16 protein-coding genes are annotated in these 17,642 nt (G+C 68.6%); 12 read left to right on the forward strand and 4 right to left on the reverse strand.

Translation table 11 applies throughout. From position 1 onward, the window contains the following. Positions 1-15: 15 nt before the first annotated feature. The 11 genes from ADL29_RS18130 to ADL29_RS18180 all read left to right on the forward strand — a co-directional run bounded on the left by ADL29_RS18130 (position 16) and on the right by ADL29_RS18180 (position 12,678). On the forward strand, positions 16-1,797 hold the full coding sequence (locus ADL29_RS18130) for a type IV secretory system conjugative DNA transfer family protein (protein ID WP_053924686.1): 1,782 nt from the start codon (positions 16-18) through the stop codon (positions 1,795-1,797). A gap of 231 nt (positions 1,798-2,028) precedes the next feature. Beyond that, positions 2,029-2,982, forward strand: a complete 954-nt coding sequence (locus ADL29_RS18135) for a hypothetical protein (protein WP_053924687.1) — start codon at positions 2,029-2,031, stop codon at positions 2,980-2,982. A gap of 100 nt (positions 2,983-3,082) precedes the next feature. Further along, complete coding sequence (locus ADL29_RS18140; protein ID WP_078971086.1) at positions 3,083-3,955, forward strand: adenine nucleotide alpha hydrolase family protein; 873 nt, start codon at positions 3,083-3,085, stop codon at positions 3,953-3,955. 203 nt (positions 3,956-4,158) lie between these two features. Next, positions 4,159-5,538, forward strand: a complete 1,380-nt coding sequence (locus ADL29_RS18145; RefSeq protein ID WP_053924739.1) for an integrase — start codon at positions 4,159-4,161, stop codon at positions 5,536-5,538. Next, positions 5,538-5,810 (forward strand): hypothetical protein, encoded by a 273-nt coding sequence (locus ADL29_RS44565; protein ID WP_053924688.1) that lies wholly within the window; start codon positions 5,538-5,540, stop codon positions 5,808-5,810. The genes ADL29_RS18145 and ADL29_RS44565 overlap by 1 nt, the downstream gene beginning before the upstream one ends. A gap of 90 nt (positions 5,811-5,900) precedes the next feature. Next, on the forward strand, positions 5,901-7,274 hold the full coding sequence (locus ADL29_RS18155) for a hypothetical protein (protein ID WP_211274337.1): 1,374 nt from the start codon (positions 5,901-5,903) through the stop codon (positions 7,272-7,274). Continuing rightward, positions 7,271-9,430, forward strand: a complete 2,160-nt coding sequence (locus ADL29_RS18160; RefSeq protein ID WP_053924690.1) for a hypothetical protein — start codon at positions 7,271-7,273, stop codon at positions 9,428-9,430. Before ADL29_RS18155 ends, ADL29_RS18160 begins: the two co-directional genes overlap by 4 nt. Positions 9,431-9,446: 16 nt before the next feature. After that, entirely contained in the window at positions 9,447-9,941 is a 495-nt protein-coding gene (locus tag ADL29_RS18165; protein WP_053924691.1) for a hypothetical protein, read from the forward strand. Between the two features lie 210 nt (positions 9,942-10,151). Then, positions 10,152-11,345, forward strand: a complete 1,194-nt coding sequence (locus tag ADL29_RS18170) for a DNA cytosine methyltransferase (RefSeq protein WP_078971088.1) — start codon at positions 10,152-10,154, stop codon at positions 11,343-11,345. Further along, the gene (locus ADL29_RS18175) at positions 11,345-12,466 is read left to right on the forward strand and encodes a DnaB-like helicase N-terminal domain-containing protein (protein WP_053924692.1); all 1,122 of its coding nucleotides are present in this window, start codon (positions 11,345-11,347) and stop codon (positions 12,464-12,466) included. The genes ADL29_RS18170 and ADL29_RS18175 overlap by 1 nt, the downstream gene beginning before the upstream one ends. Positions 12,467-12,480: 14 nt before the next feature. Next, positions 12,481-12,678 (forward strand): hypothetical protein, encoded by a 198-nt coding sequence (locus ADL29_RS18180; protein WP_053924693.1) that lies wholly within the window; start codon positions 12,481-12,483, stop codon positions 12,676-12,678. Positions 12,679-13,252: 574 nt separating this feature from the next. Here the strand turns inward: ADL29_RS18180 and ADL29_RS18185 are convergent. The 3 genes from ADL29_RS18185 to ADL29_RS18195 form a co-directional block, all read right to left on the reverse strand. Beyond that, entirely contained in the window at positions 13,253-14,110 is an 858-nt protein-coding gene (locus ADL29_RS18185; RefSeq protein ID WP_053924741.1) for an IS5 family transposase, read from the reverse strand. A 74-nt stretch (positions 14,111-14,184) separates the two neighbouring features. Beyond that, positions 14,185-15,066: a TIGR03620 family F420-dependent LLM class oxidoreductase gene (locus ADL29_RS18190; protein ID WP_053924694.1), complete on the reverse strand. Its 882-nt coding sequence runs from the start codon at positions 15,064-15,066 to the stop codon at positions 14,185-14,187. Continuing rightward, on the reverse strand, positions 15,063-16,010 hold the full coding sequence (locus tag ADL29_RS18195; protein WP_470622711.1) for an NmrA/HSCARG family protein: 948 nt from the start codon (positions 16,008-16,010) through the stop codon (positions 15,063-15,065). The genes ADL29_RS18190 and ADL29_RS18195 overlap by 4 nt, the downstream gene beginning before the upstream one ends. 141 nt (positions 16,011-16,151) lie before the next feature. Between ADL29_RS18195 and ADL29_RS18200 the strand changes: the two genes are divergently transcribed. After that, entirely contained in the window at positions 16,152-16,697 is a 546-nt protein-coding gene (locus tag ADL29_RS18200; protein ID WP_053924696.1) for a TetR/AcrR family transcriptional regulator, read from the forward strand. Between the two features lie 192 nt (positions 16,698-16,889). Here the strand turns inward: ADL29_RS18200 and ADL29_RS18205 are convergent, their stop codons facing one another. Continuing rightward, positions 16,890-17,570 carry an NAD(P)H oxidoreductase gene (locus tag ADL29_RS18205; RefSeq protein WP_053924697.1) on the reverse strand — a complete coding sequence of 227 codons (681 nt, stop codon included), beginning with the start codon at positions 17,568-17,570 and terminating at the stop codon, positions 16,890-16,892. Positions 17,571-17,642 lie beyond the last annotated feature (72 nt).

The following is a 17,642-nucleotide window of genomic DNA, read 5'->3' on the forward strand; positions in this document are numbered from 1 at the left end:
CCTGGAACCGCCCTCTTGCCTCAGCCCACCTCCACCCCGAAGAACATCGACGGCTACGACATAGCCTTCCGCGTCCTTCTCGGCGCTCTCGCCGTCGCCGTCCCCCTGACCAACCTCGCCTGGCTCGGCGGCAACGTCACCGCCTGGGCCACCGACTCCACAACCAGCGCCCCGTATCAGCCCGTTCAGGCCCTGCTGCACCCCGAGCAGCTCTGGCCCGACACCGGTGAAACGTCCCTGCTGATCGGCGCGCGCATCCTGCCCATCGCCGTACTGCTCACGCTCGGCCTCGGCGCCGCCCTGCTCTGGAAACGCCACAAGGGAAGCGGCAGCGGCCGGAAGAAGATCGCCGGGATGGCCACGCCGAAGGACATCGAGCCGTTGATGTCCAAGGCGATCACCGCCAAGGCCCGCTCGCTGCGGCCGAGCCTGAAGGACACCAAGCACATCAACGCCTCCGACACCGGCATCCTCCTGGGCAACCTCCAAGGCACAAAGCACGAGGTCCGCATGGGGTACGAAGACGTCGCCGTGGCCATCATGGCGCCGCGCTCCGGCAAGACCACGTCGCTGGCGATCCCCTCCATCCTGGCCGCACCCGGCCCTGTCCTTCTCACCTCCAACAAGGCCGCGGGCGACGCCTACACCGCGACGATCGAAGCACGCTCAGCCGTCGGCCGGACCTGGTCCATGGACCCCCAGCAGATCGCCCACGCCGAACGCGCCATGTGGTGGAACCCACTGGCCGGCGCCAAGACCCTCGACGGGGCAAACCGGCTCGCCGGGCACTTCCTCGCCGCGTCCGTGGACGCCTCCCAACAGGGCGACTTCTGGTCCAAGGCCGGATCCAACATCCTCTCCCAGCTCTTCCTGGCCGCAGCCCTCGACGAGCGGCCGATCACCGACGTGATGGCCTGGCTGGCTTTCCCCGCCGACCGCACACCGCTCGACATCCTGCGCGACCACGGCCACGCCGCTGTCGCAGCGCAGTTGAAGGGGACCGTGGAAGGTCCGCCGGAGACCAGGGACGGCATCTACGAGACGGCCCGCCAGTATGCCGCGGCCCTCCTCAACTCCGGGATCGCCGCGTGGGTGACCCCGCAGAAGGACGCGGAGGAGTTCAAGCCGAGCGAGTTCGTGACCAGCAAGGACACGCTGTACCTGTTGTCCAAGGACGGCGGAGGTGGCGCTTCGGCGCTGATCGCCGCGTGCGCGGACTCCGTGATGCGAGCCGCGACCGCCCAGGCCGAACGCGCCGGCGGACGCCTGGACCCGCCGATGCTCGCGATCCTCGACGAGGCCGCCAACGTCTGCAAGATCAGCGATCTCCCCGACCTGTACAGCCACCTGGGATCGCGCGGCATCATCCCGATCACCATCCTGCAGTCCTACCGCCAAGGCCAGAAGGTCTGGGGGGACACCGGCATGGACGCCATGTGGTCCGCCTCCACCATCAAGGTCATCGGCTCCGGAATCGACGACCCGGATTTCGCCGACAAGCTGTCGAGGTTGATCGGCGACCACGACGTCGAGACCACCTCCACCTCGACTTCCGACTCCGGCAAGTCCACATCGGTGTCGATGCGGCAGGAACGCATCCTGCCCGCCGACGCGATCCGCGCCCTGCCCAAGGGCACCGCCATCGCCCTGGCGACTGGCATGCGTGTCGCGATGCTCGACCTGTGCCCCTGGTACAAGGAGCCCGGCGCGGACAAGCTGTCCGCCGCCTCGAAGCGCGCGTCCGACGCCATTACCCAGCGGGCCATCGACAAGGGTGACTTCGGCCTGGCTGCCTGAACCAAGCGCGACCACCTCGTTCACCAGCGGTCGTAGGCGCGAGGAGCCTCCTGCGCATCCCGCGCCTGCGACCGCCCTGGAACCGGCGACACAGCCACCCACGCCGCTGCGGGCAGCGGCCCACCGCCCGATCCTTCCCGGTCGCGCCGCCCCGTCCCCTCACTCTGCCTGGAGATCCGCACGCACCCCGCTCACCCCACCCCGCACCAACTGGCCCGCGCCCTGGCCGACATGATCGCTCCCGACATCGCGATCCGTGACGTCCTCATCGGCTACAAGACCCGGCCACGGGTCGCCTCCCTGTTCAACCACCGCAGCGGCGGCGGATCCATCCACCACTACCTCGCGACGCTGCACGCCCGGCTCTACGGCCGACCCGCCGATCCCGCTCCACTGCCCTCAGACCTGGACGAGCTGCGGCTGAGAGCCCTCGCGTGCACATCCGAGCATCAGCAGGAGGCCGTCGTCGCCCACCTCGCCTCCCAGTTGCCCAGCACAGCCCAGCTCCTCGACCGCACGCAGGACTGGCTGCACCTGCCGAGGCACGCCCGCGCCTGGCTGCAAGACGCAGCCGGCGCGATACGCCAGCTCGCCGACCAGATCAGCCACGTGAGCCCTGCCTTCGCCCTGCCCCACCCCCCGGCAGCGCAGCCCGCCGCCCCGACCGCGGTGACAACCGGTCCCGACCCCGCCCCGGAGGACATCACCCGCGTCCTGGCCGACTTCATCTCGCCGGCCATCGACCCGGACGACGTCCTTCTCGGTCTCGACCCGCACCCGCGCACCGGCGAGCGCTTCACCGCCAGGAAGGCGACCGCGAGGACCTTCGGCTCGCTGCTGCACGCCCGGCTCCATGGCCTGGAAGCCGCATCCAGCGCGATGCCGGGGCCATGGGACCAGCTGAGCCGATCACACCGCGCCACTGTCGACCAGCAGGCAGCAGCCCTCGCCTGGCTCTCCGGCCAACTGCACAGCGCAGGCGACATCCTCGAATGGGCCCGGGACTGGTCCCACTGGCGCCAGCTGCCCGACGGGATCCACGCCCAACTGGCCAGCGCCACAGCCGCGTTGCACGAACTCGCCGACGGAGTCAACCGAGTGCCCCTGACTGCCCGCACCACCCTCGCAACGACACCAGTCCCCGTGCTGCCCGCCGCGCCGTCCTCAGCGCCTGCCCGGCGCTGACCCTCCGCCCCCTCCCCGCCTCATCCGCAAGGACGCAACCATTTCCGCATCCCCCACATTCAAGTGCATTTCTCTAGGCGCCGGAATCCAGTCCAGCGCCATGCTCGCCCTCTCGGCCGAGGGGATACTCCCGAAGGTCGATTACGCAATTTTCGCCGACACAGGCTGGGAACCCCACGCCGTGTACTCCCACCTCGACCGCCTGGAACGCGAGATAGCCAACCCGGCAGGAATTCCTGTTCTGCGCGTCTCTTCCGGCAACATTCGCAAGGACGCCCTGGACCCCGATCACCGGTTCGCCAGCATGCCCCTACACATCCTTAACCAGGACGGCAAGGCCGGGATGACCCGGAGACAGTGCACCGGGGAGTACAAGATCAAGCCGATCAAGAAGAAGGTACGGGAACTGCTCGGTTACCCGTATCCGACACGCATTCCCAAGGGCATCTTCGTTGAGCAGTGGGCGGGCATTTCCACCGACGAATTCCATCGAGCGAAGGACGCCGACGTCAAGTACATGCACAACCGGCACCCCCTCATCGACATGGACTGGTCACGCAGTGACTGCATTCGCTACTTGACATCGCTCGGGCTGGCCGACACCCCGAAATCGAGCTGCCTCGGCTGCCCATATCACGGCAACGCCCAATGGCGCCGCATCCGCGACACCTCACCGGAGGAATGGGCAGACGTCGTGGAGTTCGACGCGGCGATCCGGAAGGGGAATGCCCGCGCCAACGCCACCGGCAACACACTGCTGGGCGAGGCATTTCTCCACCGCTCCCGCGTACCCCTCAGCGATGCCCCCATCGACCATGTCACCGCCGCTGAATGGGCAGCGATACAACAGGAACTCACCGAAACCGCACAGGACCTGGACGAGCTGGAAAGCGGCGTCATCGACGGCTGTTCCCCGTGGGCCTGCCGCGGTGAGGTTGAGCCGGTGCAGGAGAACTTTGGACTGGCTTCTTGACCATCCTGGACCTTTTTGCGGGTCCTTCTGTCGGCAGAGTGGTCATGTCTCATTCGAGGGATCCGCCCCTTCTGACCTGCGGGTTTGCGCGTTGCGATTACCCGAGTCGCATACGTACCGTCTCGCAGATGTTCATGACGTACTTCTCACCGACCGACTGGGAGTCCTGGGGGCTGTCGAGCCAGCCGACCATCCCCGAGCGCATGCCGGTACTGATCGACGAGGACCTCCGCTTCGAAGACGCAGCTGGCCCTCGCGCAACAACAGTGCTCAACCGGTGGCTCCAGGAACTCCCAGCGCTCGGCTGTCCGGCGCCGGGCTCGTGGGAGACCTATGCCCGAGTCGCGCGGGACTGGACCGTGTTCCTGGCCGAACGGGGCATCCGCCTCTTCGACGCCCGCGCGGAGTTGAAGCGCGGCCTGAGCGCGTACGCCGTGCATCGGGCGATCGGCCCGGTGGAAGCGCGGTTTGCAGCCTCCACCTGGAACCAGCACATGAGCATCCTGTCGACCCTGTACGGATGGGCGCTCGATGAGCAGTACGCGAGTGCGGTGCCGTTCACGTACAAGCAAGCCGTCACCATGTACGGCGACCGGGTGCGGATGCGGCAGGTGAACTTGGCCAAGCGCCGGATGCCGAAGGCCCATGTGACGATCAAGTACTTCGAAGAGGACTTCGAGGGCCTGTTCCTGCAGGGGCTGGCAGGGCTGTGCCCGGACGGCAGCGAGGACCCGTGCTACCGGGGGCGGACGACGGCGCGCAATGCGGCGGTGGGCGGGTTCGCCCTGTCCAACGGGATGCGGCGGCAGGAGTTCACGCATCTGCTGCCGTGCGAGGTGCCGGCGTTGCCGCGGCGGCGGTCGCCGCTGCCGATTCGGGTGCCGGTGCCGGCCGGGATCACCAAAGGCCGGAAGTTCCGCACCACCTGGACGACGTATGACGCATTGGCCCGACTGCACCAGTACATGCGGATGCAGCGCGCGCTGGCGGCGATGGGCTCGTCGTGGCAGCCGCCGACGCGCTGGGGTGACCCGCTGGTGGTGACCGAGGCTGACGAACTGGGCGGCCGGGTCAACGGGGAACGGGTGGCCTGGGCTGAGCTGACGCCGCGCGAGCGCCGACTGCTGGTGGCCCCGGGCGGTGGCTCAATGCTGCTGGCCCTGCAGGCGGACGGGAGCCCGTTTCTGGACTGGAACACCGTCTTCAAGCGCACTTCGCAGCGCATCCGGGAGCGGTTCGAGCCTCGGTTTCCCCACACCGCCCCGCACCGGTGCCGCCATACGTTCGCGATCAGGACGCTGGAGCGGCTGGTCGGCGGCTACTACGCCCAGGCGGCGAAGCTCGTCAAGGACACCGACGCGGACGCGGCCCTGGCTCTCTATTTGAGCAAGACCGATCCGGTCATGGTGCTGCGGGATTTGCTCGGCCATTCCAGCGTCCTGACCACGGAGGTTTACCTCCGGCGCCTGGATACGACCCGGATCTACCGCGACGCCTACGAGCGTGCGGGCGATGACCACGCTCTGCTGGCTGAGGCGGAGCGGGAAGCCGACGACGAATTCGACGGGGACGACGATATCTGATGCCCGCGGAGATCCTGGAGAACCCACTGCGCCTGTCCTGCACCTTCACCCGGGGCACCACGTCGGTGCTGAAGGTCGATGATGCCCTCAACCCGGTACTGACCCGGGAGTTGCTGACCGGCCTGGTCTACCTGATGCACCCACACGGCAACGGCGACTCGCACCGCACACTGGAGAAGCACAAGGGCACGATCGACTGGTTCGTGGCGGCGCTCGCCGAGCGCGGCCATCAGGGCGGTGTGGCGGGTCTGACCCGCGCGACGCTCGCGTAGCTGTGGTGGTCGGCCGGCAACCGACGTGAGGCGGAGAGCCGTAGCCTCCTGGCGGCCCTGGACACGGAGACCGGCGTACTCGCCCCGGATGTGCGAGCACTGGTGGGCGGTCGCCTCTACAACAGGTACCCCGGCTACGAGCCGCACGATCCCTATGACGAGGTCGCCTGGCAGAACCTGGCCGATGCCTGTCGGAGAGTCATCAAGGAGTCCTGGGCGGCCCACTGGTCGGCCCGAGCCGCAGCCGAGACAGGTCAGGATCCGTACGCGCACGGTTGGACACACGAGAACATCTGCTGGCAGATGGTCCACCACGGGCCCGCCACCACAGCCGAACTGGGGGCACAGGACGGCTGGACGAGTAGCCAGGCGCGATACCGGATCGGTCCCGTGCACATCCAGCGCCAGGCTCTGTTCCCCGGGCCGCGGGTGATGCTCGCCTACCAGTTGCTGTTCGGCGTCTACACCGGGATTGTGCCCGACGGCATCGACGACCTGGGCGTCGAGGATCTGGAGTGGGCCGGGCAGGCCACCATCCTGCTGAAATACCTCAAGGGCCGCACCTCGCACGAGAGCCTGACCCTGTCGAAGAAGGCCGTGCGGCTGCTGGAGCGCTGGCTCGAGCACTCCGCCCTGCTCCGCGTGCACTGCCCGCCCGAGCTGCGCGAGGGGCTGTGGCTGCGGTTCGAGCCCACCGCCTCAGGTCCCTACCGGCGAGGTCCCTGGCGGATCAGTCGCCCCTACCGCACCACACTGACCCAGTGGGTGAATGATCAAGGTGTGGTCGATGCGAACGGCGCCGTGATCCGCCTCCACCGCCACGTGATCCGCACGACCTTCGAGTCGCATCGCGACCGGGGTTCGTGGTTCGGCAGCCGCCGTTCCACCATCGACCCCAACCACTCCCCGGCCGTCGAGGGCGATCACTACTTGTCCGCCATGACGACGGCCCAGAAGAACTCGGTCGAGGAGATTGTGGAACAGGCCCAGGGCGACCTGCTGCGCAGGAGCCGCCCGCCGATGGTGCTCAGCGAGCAGGACATCGCCCTCTTCGCGGACCAGTTTCCCCAGCTCGTCAGCGAGTTGGAGCTTGACGAGGCAGCGATCGCCGAGCTGGTCGGTGGGCAGCGCGACGTGTTCGTGGCGTCCTGCGCCGACCCGCTCGCGGGAGTGCACGGCCCCAAAGGCAAGCCGTGTCCGGCCCGTCCGTGGGTCTGCCTGCTGTGTCCGCTTGCGCTGTTCACGCCCGCGCACGCGGTGAACCTGCTGCGGATGAAGGCATTCTTCGCCCGCCAGTGGCAGCAGCTACCCGCCGCCCAGTTCATGGCCGTCTTCGGCCACTACGCCCAGCGGATCGACGAGGTCCTGTCCAAGTACGACCCCGCCCAGCTCGCCCGGGCCGCCACCGAGGTCGCGGACACCGACGACGAAATCCCCCTGCACCCGGAGGAAAGCACCCGATGATCACGCCCACCCGCCCGACCTCGCAGCCCGCGGGCAACGCTGCGTCGCCGTTCGCCGGCGCCGACCTGTGCCGGCTGGTCGGCTTCACGCTTCCCACCGGGGCACCCCGCTCTGTGTTCGAGGACGACATCTGGGACTTCACCCAGGTCATCGGCATGCCCGCCTACCTGGCGAAGTGCGCCCGGCGCCTGGACTTCACCCGCATCACCAACCCGCGGTGGAAGACCGTGGCCAAGGAGTACGCCGCAGCCCAGATGGCCCCCAGGCATGAGGCTGTGCGTCTGCTGCCGCACGCCAACCGCAGTATCAAGGCGATCGGCACGATCTACGCGGAGCTGCTGGAGCTGGTCCGCTGGCTGAACTGGCTGACAGTCCGCGGCGTCCGGCACCTGGACGAGGTGACCGAACATCACTGCACTTCGTTCGCTCAGTACCGGGCGACACACCGCCCGAACGGCGCGAAGACCCCGCACCGAGAGAGCGTCCACAAGCTCGTCGCCTCGGCGATCCTGGGCCTGGTGCAGTATGGCGAGCTGTTCACCACCGACCGCTACCGCGAGGGCCTGCGGCCCTTCGCCGGGCACACCGCCAACGAGGTCGCCGGCGCGGACTCCGGTCCGGCGGAGAACAAGACCCAGCCCATGGCGGACGAGGTGTTCCAGCCGCTGCTGGCCGCCGCCCTCTACCTCGTGCACGCCCTCGCTCCGCACCTGGTGCGCGAGCTGGAGACCAAGTGGCACCAGGATGCCGCCCGGACGTCACTGCCGTCCTCCGCGCTCGCCGACCCGGCCGCTTTGGAGGAGGTCTTGCGCCGCCATGTCACCGACCGCCGGCCCTTTCACCTTCTTCCCGCCCGGACCAAGATCCGGACCTGGGGGCTGGGCAACGAGGACCCTCTGGCCAGGGTCAACCTGCGTGCCATCGCCCACGAGGCAGGGAAGGGTAACTTCGGCCCTCAGCTGCTCGGCCAGATGCGCTCCGCCATCGAGAAGGCCGTGGACGACGCCGGGGTGGCCGAACCCTTCTGCAGTGATGCCGCGTTGATGGAGCGGGCCGACGGCCAAGGGGCGGTGTCGTGGTCGCTGCCGCTGGCCGAGCGGGACCTGCGCACGCTGACCCAGGTGGTGAAGACCGCCGCCCACCTGGTGATCGTGGCGCTGTCCGGGATGCGCCAGAGCGAGTTGCGCGAGATGAACGTCGGCTGCCGCGTCCCACCCGTGGAAGCCGGGCCGGGACTGGTGCGCTACAAGCTGGCAAGCCGCGTCGTCAAGGACAAGCCGCTGGGCGGCGTCGCGGACGAGTGGGTCGTGGTCAAGGAAGCGTATGACGCGGCCGAGGTCGCCGAACAACTCCTCGGCGATGGCGCCGACATCGGCGACCCGCTGGTCACCGGTCCCTTGGACCGCACCCGCTTCACCACGTTCCGGAACTGGGTGAACGGACCCGCGGGCCAGCGACTGGGACTGGCACCCATCCCCGACGGACCCTTGACCGCACGGATGCTGCGGCGCACGCTCGCCCTGGAAATCGCCTACCGGCCCGGCGGCCTCTTGGCAGCAAAAGTGCAGCTCAAGCACTTGTCCGTGGTCACAACCGAAGGCTACGCGGCGCGTCCAGGCGGCGCTCAGGCCAAGTTCCTGGCCGAAGTCAACGCCGAGGAGAACGAGCGCAACAAGGACCTCGTCCTGACCGAGTTCCGACGCTACCAGCAGGGGCACCTCCCCGCGGGCCCCGGTGCTCGTGACCTGATCGACTTCTTCGCCAGCGTCGACGGGCAGCTCGCGCGCACGGGCGCCGAGGACTCCGTCGTCGTGGACAACGATCAGCAGGTCCGCGACCTCCTGGCCGCCCGCGCCGAGGTCCTGCACCTCGGGGTGGCCAACTACTGCTGGTTCACCGACCCGTCCAAGGCACTGTGCCTGAAACTGGCCGGCACCCCCGAGGCGACGAAGCCCCTGGTGGGCATGTGTGATTCCTCGCGCTGTCCCCAGGCCACCCACCATCCCTGCCACCGGCCCGTCTGGGCCACCAGCACCCAGACCAAGCAGGCGTTCATCGGCTCCATCGCCCGCCGACAGAAATCCGAAAAAGCCCGGCTTCAGACCGACTTGGACCGCGACCTTGCAGTCCTCGCCGCCATCGACGCCACCACGTGAAAGAGAAACCAGCCAGATGGCACGCATCAGTGCAGAGACCCGGGCCCGCAATGAGCAAGCCATACGCGCCGCGATGGAACGCCTACTCAGCGGAGAAGTACCGCCCGACGGCAGCACCGACCTGAAGACCCTCGCCCGCATGGCCGAGGTGCCCCGCACGGGCTTCTACCCGAAGAAGAACCGCGACAGCACCCCACAGCCCGGGCCATACCAGCATCTGGCCGAGGAATTCGATCGGCGCCTCACGACCCTTCGCCAGGCCGGAACGATCCCCGACCCAAAGGCCGCGCAGATCGAACGACTCAAGCAGGCCAACGAGGCGCTCAAGAAGCGCCTCGAACAATGCGATACCGAACTCGCCGACCTCAAGGCGTTCAAGCAACTCGCGCTGTCCCGGATTGCCGCCCAGCAGCATGAGATCGAGCGTCTGCGCGAGCAGACCACGGCCGACACGAAGATAACAACGCTTCCCCGGCGCCCAGTTACCGGTGCTATCGGCTCATGCAGCTGACATTTCCACCGCCCCGACCTCACGGAGGTGACCTTCATCACGAGAGCCGCACATACCTGCAGTCGAAAGCGACACGATGACAAGACCCGACACCACACCCCCAACCGCCGCTCAAAGCGACACCGGGCCGAGGGACACAGGCTCTGCCGACAGAAGGGTCCAGGCGGATGGAGCCACGCCCTGACCGTTCTCGGCGCACGGGACGTGGGCATGGAATGGGACGAATGGGCCTGCAAAACCCGTGCCGCGGCAGGCCAGCTGACCATTCGCACCGACGTGGCGCTGTACCCGGTCTCGCCCTTCCTCGGCAGGACCGTCGGGCTCATAGCGAGCCCTCCCTGCCAGGCATGGTCGATGGCAGGCAAGCGCCTTGGGCTCATCGACCAGCCCCTGGTCCACCAGGCCGTCACCGATCTCGCCCAGGGCCGCGACACCCGCGAGAAGATCCTCGCCGCCTGCCGTGACGAGCGGTCCCTTCTGGCTGCCGAGCCGATGCGCTACCTGCACGCCCTCAACACGGTCGGCCAGCCGGAATGGGTGGCCATGGAGGAAGTCCCCCACGTGCTGCCGCTGTGGCGTCAGTACGCCGCAATCCTCCGTAGCTGGGGCTTCTCGGTGTGGACCGGGACCTTGAACGCCGCCGACTACGGGGTTCCGCAGAGCCGGCGGCGGGCGATCCTGCTCGCCTCCCGCACGCGGACCGTCGAGCCCCCGCCGCCCACGCACGCCAGGGACGCTGAACCCGAGTCGCTGTTCGGGCCGGGCCGCGCACGGTGGGTGTCCATGGCCGAGGCCCTCGGCTGGGGCGCCACCGACCGTCCCGTGCCGACCGTGTGCGCCGGCGGCGGCCCCGGCGGCGGGCCCGAGCCCTTCCCCTCCGGATCACGCAAGACCCTCACAGACGCCCGGCAGCGCGGCGCCTGGAAGCCTCAACCGTCCGGTTCGGGTGTCTTTTTGAAGAGCCGCCACGCGAACGCGGGACAGGGCGAGCAGACCGGCCGCGAGGAGAGCCGTACCGCTGGCGCTCCCCGCCCCGCTGACGCTGTCGAGGCCCAGCGCTGGTCATGGTCGCTGCGCAGCAACAACCAGGCCAACGCCACCATACGCGCAGTCAATGAGCCGGCCGGAACGCTGTTCTTCGGCCACCGCGCCAACGAATGCACCTGGGTCGCCGAGCCCATGAGTGACGACATAGGCGCGGCCCCGGCGCCGGATCCGATCCGGATCACCGCGCAGGAGGCCGGCGTGCTGCAGACCTTCCCCGCCGACTACCCCTGGCAAGGCAACAAGGGCCAGGTCTTCAGCCAGGTCGGCAACGCGGTGCCGCCCCGGCTCGCCGCTCACCTCCTCGCCCCGTACCTCGGCAAGACCCTCACCCCCGACGACTTCACCCTGGCCGCCTAATGCCCCACCCCACCCGCCCGTACGAGGACGACGACCTGGACGACCTGCCCCCGCCGCAGCCCGTGCACTACGCCGAGCAGTCCCTGCTCGGCGCGCTCCTCCTAGCCCCCCACCGGCTCACCGACATCAGCCCGCTTGAGGCCGACCACTTCAGCAACCACGCCCACGGTGCCCTCTTCACAGCCATGGGCACCGTGCCACCGCCCGACCCCGAGACCCACCGCACCGATGTGGCCTGGCTGACCGCCGTCCTGGACGCCGCACGCCCCGAAGCACCCGGGCTGACCGCCTCCTACCTCCACACCCTCATCCAGGTCTGCCCCTGGCCGCAGCACGCGCCGACGTACGCGCGGATGATCCGGGCCGACCATGCCCGCCGGATGCTGTGTATGCACGCCGAGCGCCTGGCCCAGACCGCGACCGACGCCACCCTTCCAAACCCGGCCGCCACCACGCTGGCCCAGGCCGACACGCTCGGACGGTTCCTGCAGAACCTCTCCGGGCAGTTCGCCCCGCACCCCGGCTCCCTCCCCCGCACCGTACTGCCCGAGGCGCCACCGAGGGACAGCGGCGAGGAGGCCCTGGACGAGGAACGGCTGCTGCTCGCGACCGCCACCGCACACCCCGCAGAGCTGAAGGACATGCGGTGGCTGATGCCCGAGGACTTCGCGCTACCCCTGCACGCCTCCCTGTGGCAGTGCCTGACCTCACTGGTCCACCGCGGCGATCCTGTCGATCCGGTCACCGTGCTGTGGGAGGCCCAGCACCGCGGCCTCCTCACAGGCGGCCCCGCCCCCGGCGACCTGATGACCCTCGTCTCCGCCCCCGTCGGCTCAGCCGAGTACTGGGGCGAGAAGGTCCTGCAACGAGCCCTGCTCGCCCGCGCCCAGGCCGTCGCCACCCGGATCACCGCCTACACCGACGACCCGGCCAACACCCCCCACCAGCTGATCGCCGGAAGCCGCCGCGCCCTGGCCGACCTGGGTGCCGTACGTACCCGCTGGCGCCACGCCACCTCACCCGCGCCGGCCTCCATGCCTCAGCCTGCCAGAGCAGCAGCCCCGCCCCGAGCAGGCCCACCGCGGACCACAGCTCCGTCTCCCTCGCGTATCTCCCACTGACCCCGAATGCGCCGGTGGCCGGGCCCAGCCCGGCCACCGGCAGAAGCGAGCAGCCCGTCGTGCCACCGCCCTCCACCGACGTGCATGTCCACCTCGACACGCACCCCACGCACCCCGGTGCCGTGACCGCCTCCGTCACCGGCCCCCGGCACCAGCTGGCCCACGCCCTCCACATCACCCCGCGCGATATCGCAGCCCTGCCCGATCTGTAACGCCGTCGCCTGACCGTCTCTCCGGTCCCGGACCCGCCCTTCGGTGCGGGGCCTTCGTCGTCGTTGGCTGCGACCGGCGCGAGGCCGTCATGCGCACGCCCCCTACCGTGTCCCTCATGAACTGGGGGCTTGAGTTTGTGGACGGCTTCGACCCGTCCGAGCTGGTGTTCACCGGGACCGTCTACGGCCTGTAGGACCGGCGATACCCGGATCGGGTCCGCTACGTGGGGCAGACGACGCAGAGCCTTGACGTACGGCTGCGGGGCAATCTGTCGTCGCCGTCGCCGAAGGTTGCCGCGTGGCTGGCGGCGATACCGGAGGCGCCTGTGATCCGGCCGCTTCGCGAGGACGTCGCGGAATAGGAACTGTCGCGCGTCGAACAGGAGGAGATCGCCCGGCATCTTTGCGCCAGCGCCGATCTGCTCAACCACGTGATCGGCAGGGAAGGCCGGGCGATCGTCTTCCGGCGGATCTTCGAAGATGCGGGGATCACTGACGAGGACGTCGATTACTTCCGTGCTCACCCCTCGCGCTACGTGCTGATGCTCCGGCTTAGGGCGACCGAGGTTAGGCGTCATCTCAGGCGACGTGCAGTTGGGCGGCTCGGCCACCGGTAGAGCTTTCTTGCACGTCGAATTAAGGCGCGCACGGTGACGAACGCGGCGGCAAGGTAGAGGTAGAAGTCGACTATTCGGCCATCGCGTTCGAAGCAGCGGCGGATCTTGCCGTAGCCGTTCATCCAGGATTGGGTGCGTTCAACTACCCAGCGCATGCCGACTTGGATCGGAGCGGGCACGCCCTTGCGTGCGATCTCGCCGATGAGGCCGTGGTCGTCGAGGATCCGGCGGCTGGGCTTGCCGTCGTAGGCCGAATCGAGATGCCCGGTGGCATTGGTGGGTAGGTTCCCGACCTGGTGCTTGGCGGCTTCTATGGTCGGTTCGAGCAGGACCGAGTCGTGCCGGTTGGCGCTGGCTGAGGCGAGGCCGAGCGGTATCCCGCCGCCGTCGACCAGGGTGGAACGCTTGAGCCCTTGCTTGGCCCGGTCGACTGGCGACGGCCCTGCCTTGTCGCCCTTGCACGGGGCCTTGGTGTGACAGCCGTCGACAGGCAGCTCGGACAGCTCCAGTCCGATCATCTTGTCGTAGGCGGTCAGCGCGATGCGGTGCAGTTCGTGTGCCAGTCCCAGGTTGCTCCACTCTCTGAGCCTGTTGCGGATGGTCCAGTCCGAGCAGTCGGCGGTGGCGACTCGTTCGTATCCGGAGCCGTGTACCAGCGCTTCGACAACCAGTCCGAACACCATCCTGTCTGGAACGCGTCGACGGTGGCAGCCCAGCGGATGCGTGGGGTCGAACTCGGGTCGCTCGGGCAGGAGAGCCGAGAACTGTTCCCAGAGAGGCTCAAAGAGAGATGACGGCACGACAGGGCAAGGCATCTCCTCGGCTTGCTCGGCGAACAGGGCGGCGAGAACAGCAGAGCCGCGCCTGTTCGCCACGTTCCCGGGCCGGGTCAGGGCAGCAGGTGTACTGCGAGTTGCTTCCACTGCTGTGTGGGCGGGGTGTGGGGCGTGGTGGTGAGGAGGTGGAGGCTGACGTGGTCGGCCCCCGCGTCAAGGTGCTCATGGACGCGGCGGGCGATATCCTCGGCGGTGCCGTGGGCCACGAGCGCGTCGACGAGTCGGTCGTCGAGCGAGTCCACGTTCTCGTACCCCAGGTCTGGAAGCAGGGTGCGACGGTTGGGCAGGGCAGCTGCTGCCGTGGTGCGAGCCAGCGCGGCGGTGTGCGAGCGGTCCGGGCCCAGCACGCACAGCTGGGTGACGGCCAGGAGCCCGGTGGGTCCGAGCACTGCTCTGGAGTTGCGGGTGTGTTCGACCGGCATGCCCAACGGGTTTGCGCCCCAGGCTCGTTCGACGGCGAGTGCGAGCATGCCGGGGTCCAGGGCCGTGAGCACACGGTGGGGCGAGGGGCCCGTGGCTGGCGGCCCGAACGGGGCGGTGTCCAGCGCGTCGAGGTAGGCGCGCATGGTGGGCAGCGGGGGGCCGAAGCGGTGGCCGCGGATATCTTCGGCGAGGCTGGGGTGGCTGTCCCACAGACCGAGCAGGAAGCGTCCGGGGAATGCCTCCTCAAGGGTGCGCTGTGCGGCGGCGGTCGTCACCGGGTCGCGCGCGTAGATGTCCGTGCTGCCGGCTGCCACCACGATCCGGCGGGTCTGCGACAGCAGGATCCCGGCCTGCGCCATCGCTTCCCGACCCGCTGTCTCGGGGAACCACAAGGCGCCGAAGCCGAGCTCCTCGATCGTGGTCACGGCCTCGCGGACACTGGCAGCCGTGCAGTCGTCGAGTTCGCCGGCCCAGATGCCGATACGTCCAAGGTGGGGCCTCTCACCGCTCATGCGTCCTGTCCCTCTGCATCCTGGGCGTTCAGGAATGCCGTGATCTGGGCTGCACCGGTTCGCTCCAGCCAGGTGCGGAAGTCCATCGCGGCGGGGTGGATCCGCCGCATAGCGGTGATGTCGGCGCGGTAACCGCGTTCGTTCAGCCACTCGTGGGCGAACGCGAACTGCTCGTTGACGGCGCGGATGGTTTCTATCGGGATCTGGGCGTACGGAAGCGGGCGCCCGATTGCCGTCTCGATGTGCGCGGCGATCTGTACCGGAGTCAGTTCGTCGCCGACCAAGGCCATGGCTCGCCCAATCCACTCCTGGGGCTGGGAGAAGGCCAGGGCGGTAACGAAGCCGACGTCGTTCACGGCCATGATCTGCAGCGGAACGTCGGGTGCGATACCTGAGACCAGGTTGCCGCCTTGCAGGGCGTATTCACCGGTGTAGTTCTCCATGAAGGACACCGGCCGCAGAATCGTGGCGGGCAGGCCGAGCTTCGCGAGGTGCTGCTCGATCTGCCACTTGCTGATCAGGTTCCGGGGCAACGCCTCACTGCCGTGGCGGTCAGCGCCGGCGACCGAGCTGAAGACAAGGTGCCTGATGCCGGCGGTTCGGGCGGCCTCGGCGATGTTCTTTCCCCAGCGGACCTCGTCCTCGGCGGAGAAGCCCGCCTCCGTACCGGGTGAACCCACCGTGGGCTGGACGCTGAACAGCCCGTAGGCGCCTTCGGCAGCGTCGACGAGAGAGGAGATGTCCTCCATCTCCGCGCGTACGATCTGCGCGCCGGTGCTCGCCAGGGCCTTGGCCGGCGCGCCGTCCGGATTGCGCGTGAGGGCGCGCACCTGCCAGCCACCGTCGAGCAGATGCCTGGTCACTGCCCGGCCCTGCAGGCCGGTCGCGCCCGTCACGACGACGGTCTTGTCCGTTGGTTCCACTGTCTCTCCTGCATGTCGCACACACCGGGGAGGGGCACACCCGTAAATGGGGTGGCCCTCCGGTTAACGCTCGATACGATATGGAGGACCACCCCGGTTAGCAAGCCGTCAGGAGCTCCCGTGTCCCAAGACGCCACCGTGCCGTCCTCGCCCAGGCGTCCCATGCGCGCCGACGCGCGGCGCAACTATGAACGGATCCTGGCCGCCGCCGGGGCCGCCATTGCCCAGCACGGCGTTGAAGCCTCCTTGGAGGAGATCGCGCGCCATGCCGGGGTCGGCTCAGCCACACTGCACCGGCACTTCCCATCCCGGCAGGCGCTGTTGGAGGCCGTCTTCAGAGACCGGGTGGAGACCCTCTGCGCCAAGGCGCGCGACCTCGCGACCGAGCCTGACCGGGAAGCCGCGCTCGTCACCTGGCTTCACGCCGTCGGGGCACACGCCGTAACCAACAAGGGCCTGGGGGCAGCTCTGATGCCTGGGGCCGGCGATCCGACGCTCGGGGACACCTGCCACACGCTCATCGTGAACGCCGGCAGCGAACTACTCGCGCGCGCTCACCAAGCGCACGCCGTACGCCCCGAGGTCACCATCACCCAGCTGCTCAAACTTGTCGGAGCCATTGCGCTGGCCACCGAACACGACAGTGACGGCGCGGCCGAAACCGACCGCCTGCTGACACTCGTCATCGACGGAGTGCGCCCGCGCTGATGGCGCAGAGAAGATCGTCCGACATGACAGGCGAGGACCAGTAGAGCATTTCCATCGCCATGAGAGGTCGTTAAGTCCGTTTCTGGTAGAGAGCCCCGTCCGGCCCGCATCGCCGCTTCGTCGATGCGGGCCGTCGTGTCGATCAGGTTGGGGCTGAGTAGCACCTGGCAGCGCGGGATCCTGCGCCCGTCATCAGGCCGCCACCAGTTCCGCCGTAAGGAACCCTTCCACGGCCTTCCGCGCGCGGCGGTCGAACTCGGCATACTGCGCCTCGCGCTCGGCTCCCGCAACCGCGTCGCCGACCAGCAGATTGCCCTCGGCATCAATGCGCTGCGGGCGCTCCTCGGCGTCGGGGAGCAGGGCGACGGAGGAGTAGGAGAATCCGCAGTAATAGGCGATGCCCTCGCTCAGGTTGGTCTCCAGCACGGTCTGCATTCCCTCTGTGATGGGGTCGTCGGAGGTGGCGCCGGCCAGGCCCAGCCACAGCATGCGCTTGCCCGCTAGGCGGGGCTTGCTGCGGCCGTAGGCGAATCCGTAGTTCCACACGCGATCGATCCAGCCCTTGAGGAGGGCGGGCACGCTCTGCCAGTACACGGGGAACACAGCGACGACGACATCGGCGTCGAGAACACGCTGCATATGGGCCTGGACTTCGTCCGAGTACGGCTTCTCCCGGTTGCCCCAGTCAGGCTGGTCCGCCACGTTCATCCGCGGGTCGAACCCTTCGGCGTGCAGGTCGAGCAGGTCGACGCGGTATCCGGCGGTCTCGAGTCGCGCGGCGGTACGGCGGGCGGTGTGCGCGGTGAGGGAATCGGCCCGATGGTGTGCGATGACCACAAGGGCGGTCCTGGCAGCGCTGCTGCGGTGCGACACGGTTTCTCCTGGCTGGTCTCGGTCAGTTCGACCAGTCCAGTACACCCGTGATCAATTAGATGATCCATGGGA

This window comes from Streptomyces chattanoogensis, from assembly GCF_001294335.1.
Classification (GTDB): domain Bacteria; phylum Actinomycetota; class Actinomycetes; order Streptomycetales; family Streptomycetaceae; genus Streptomyces; species Streptomyces chattanoogensis.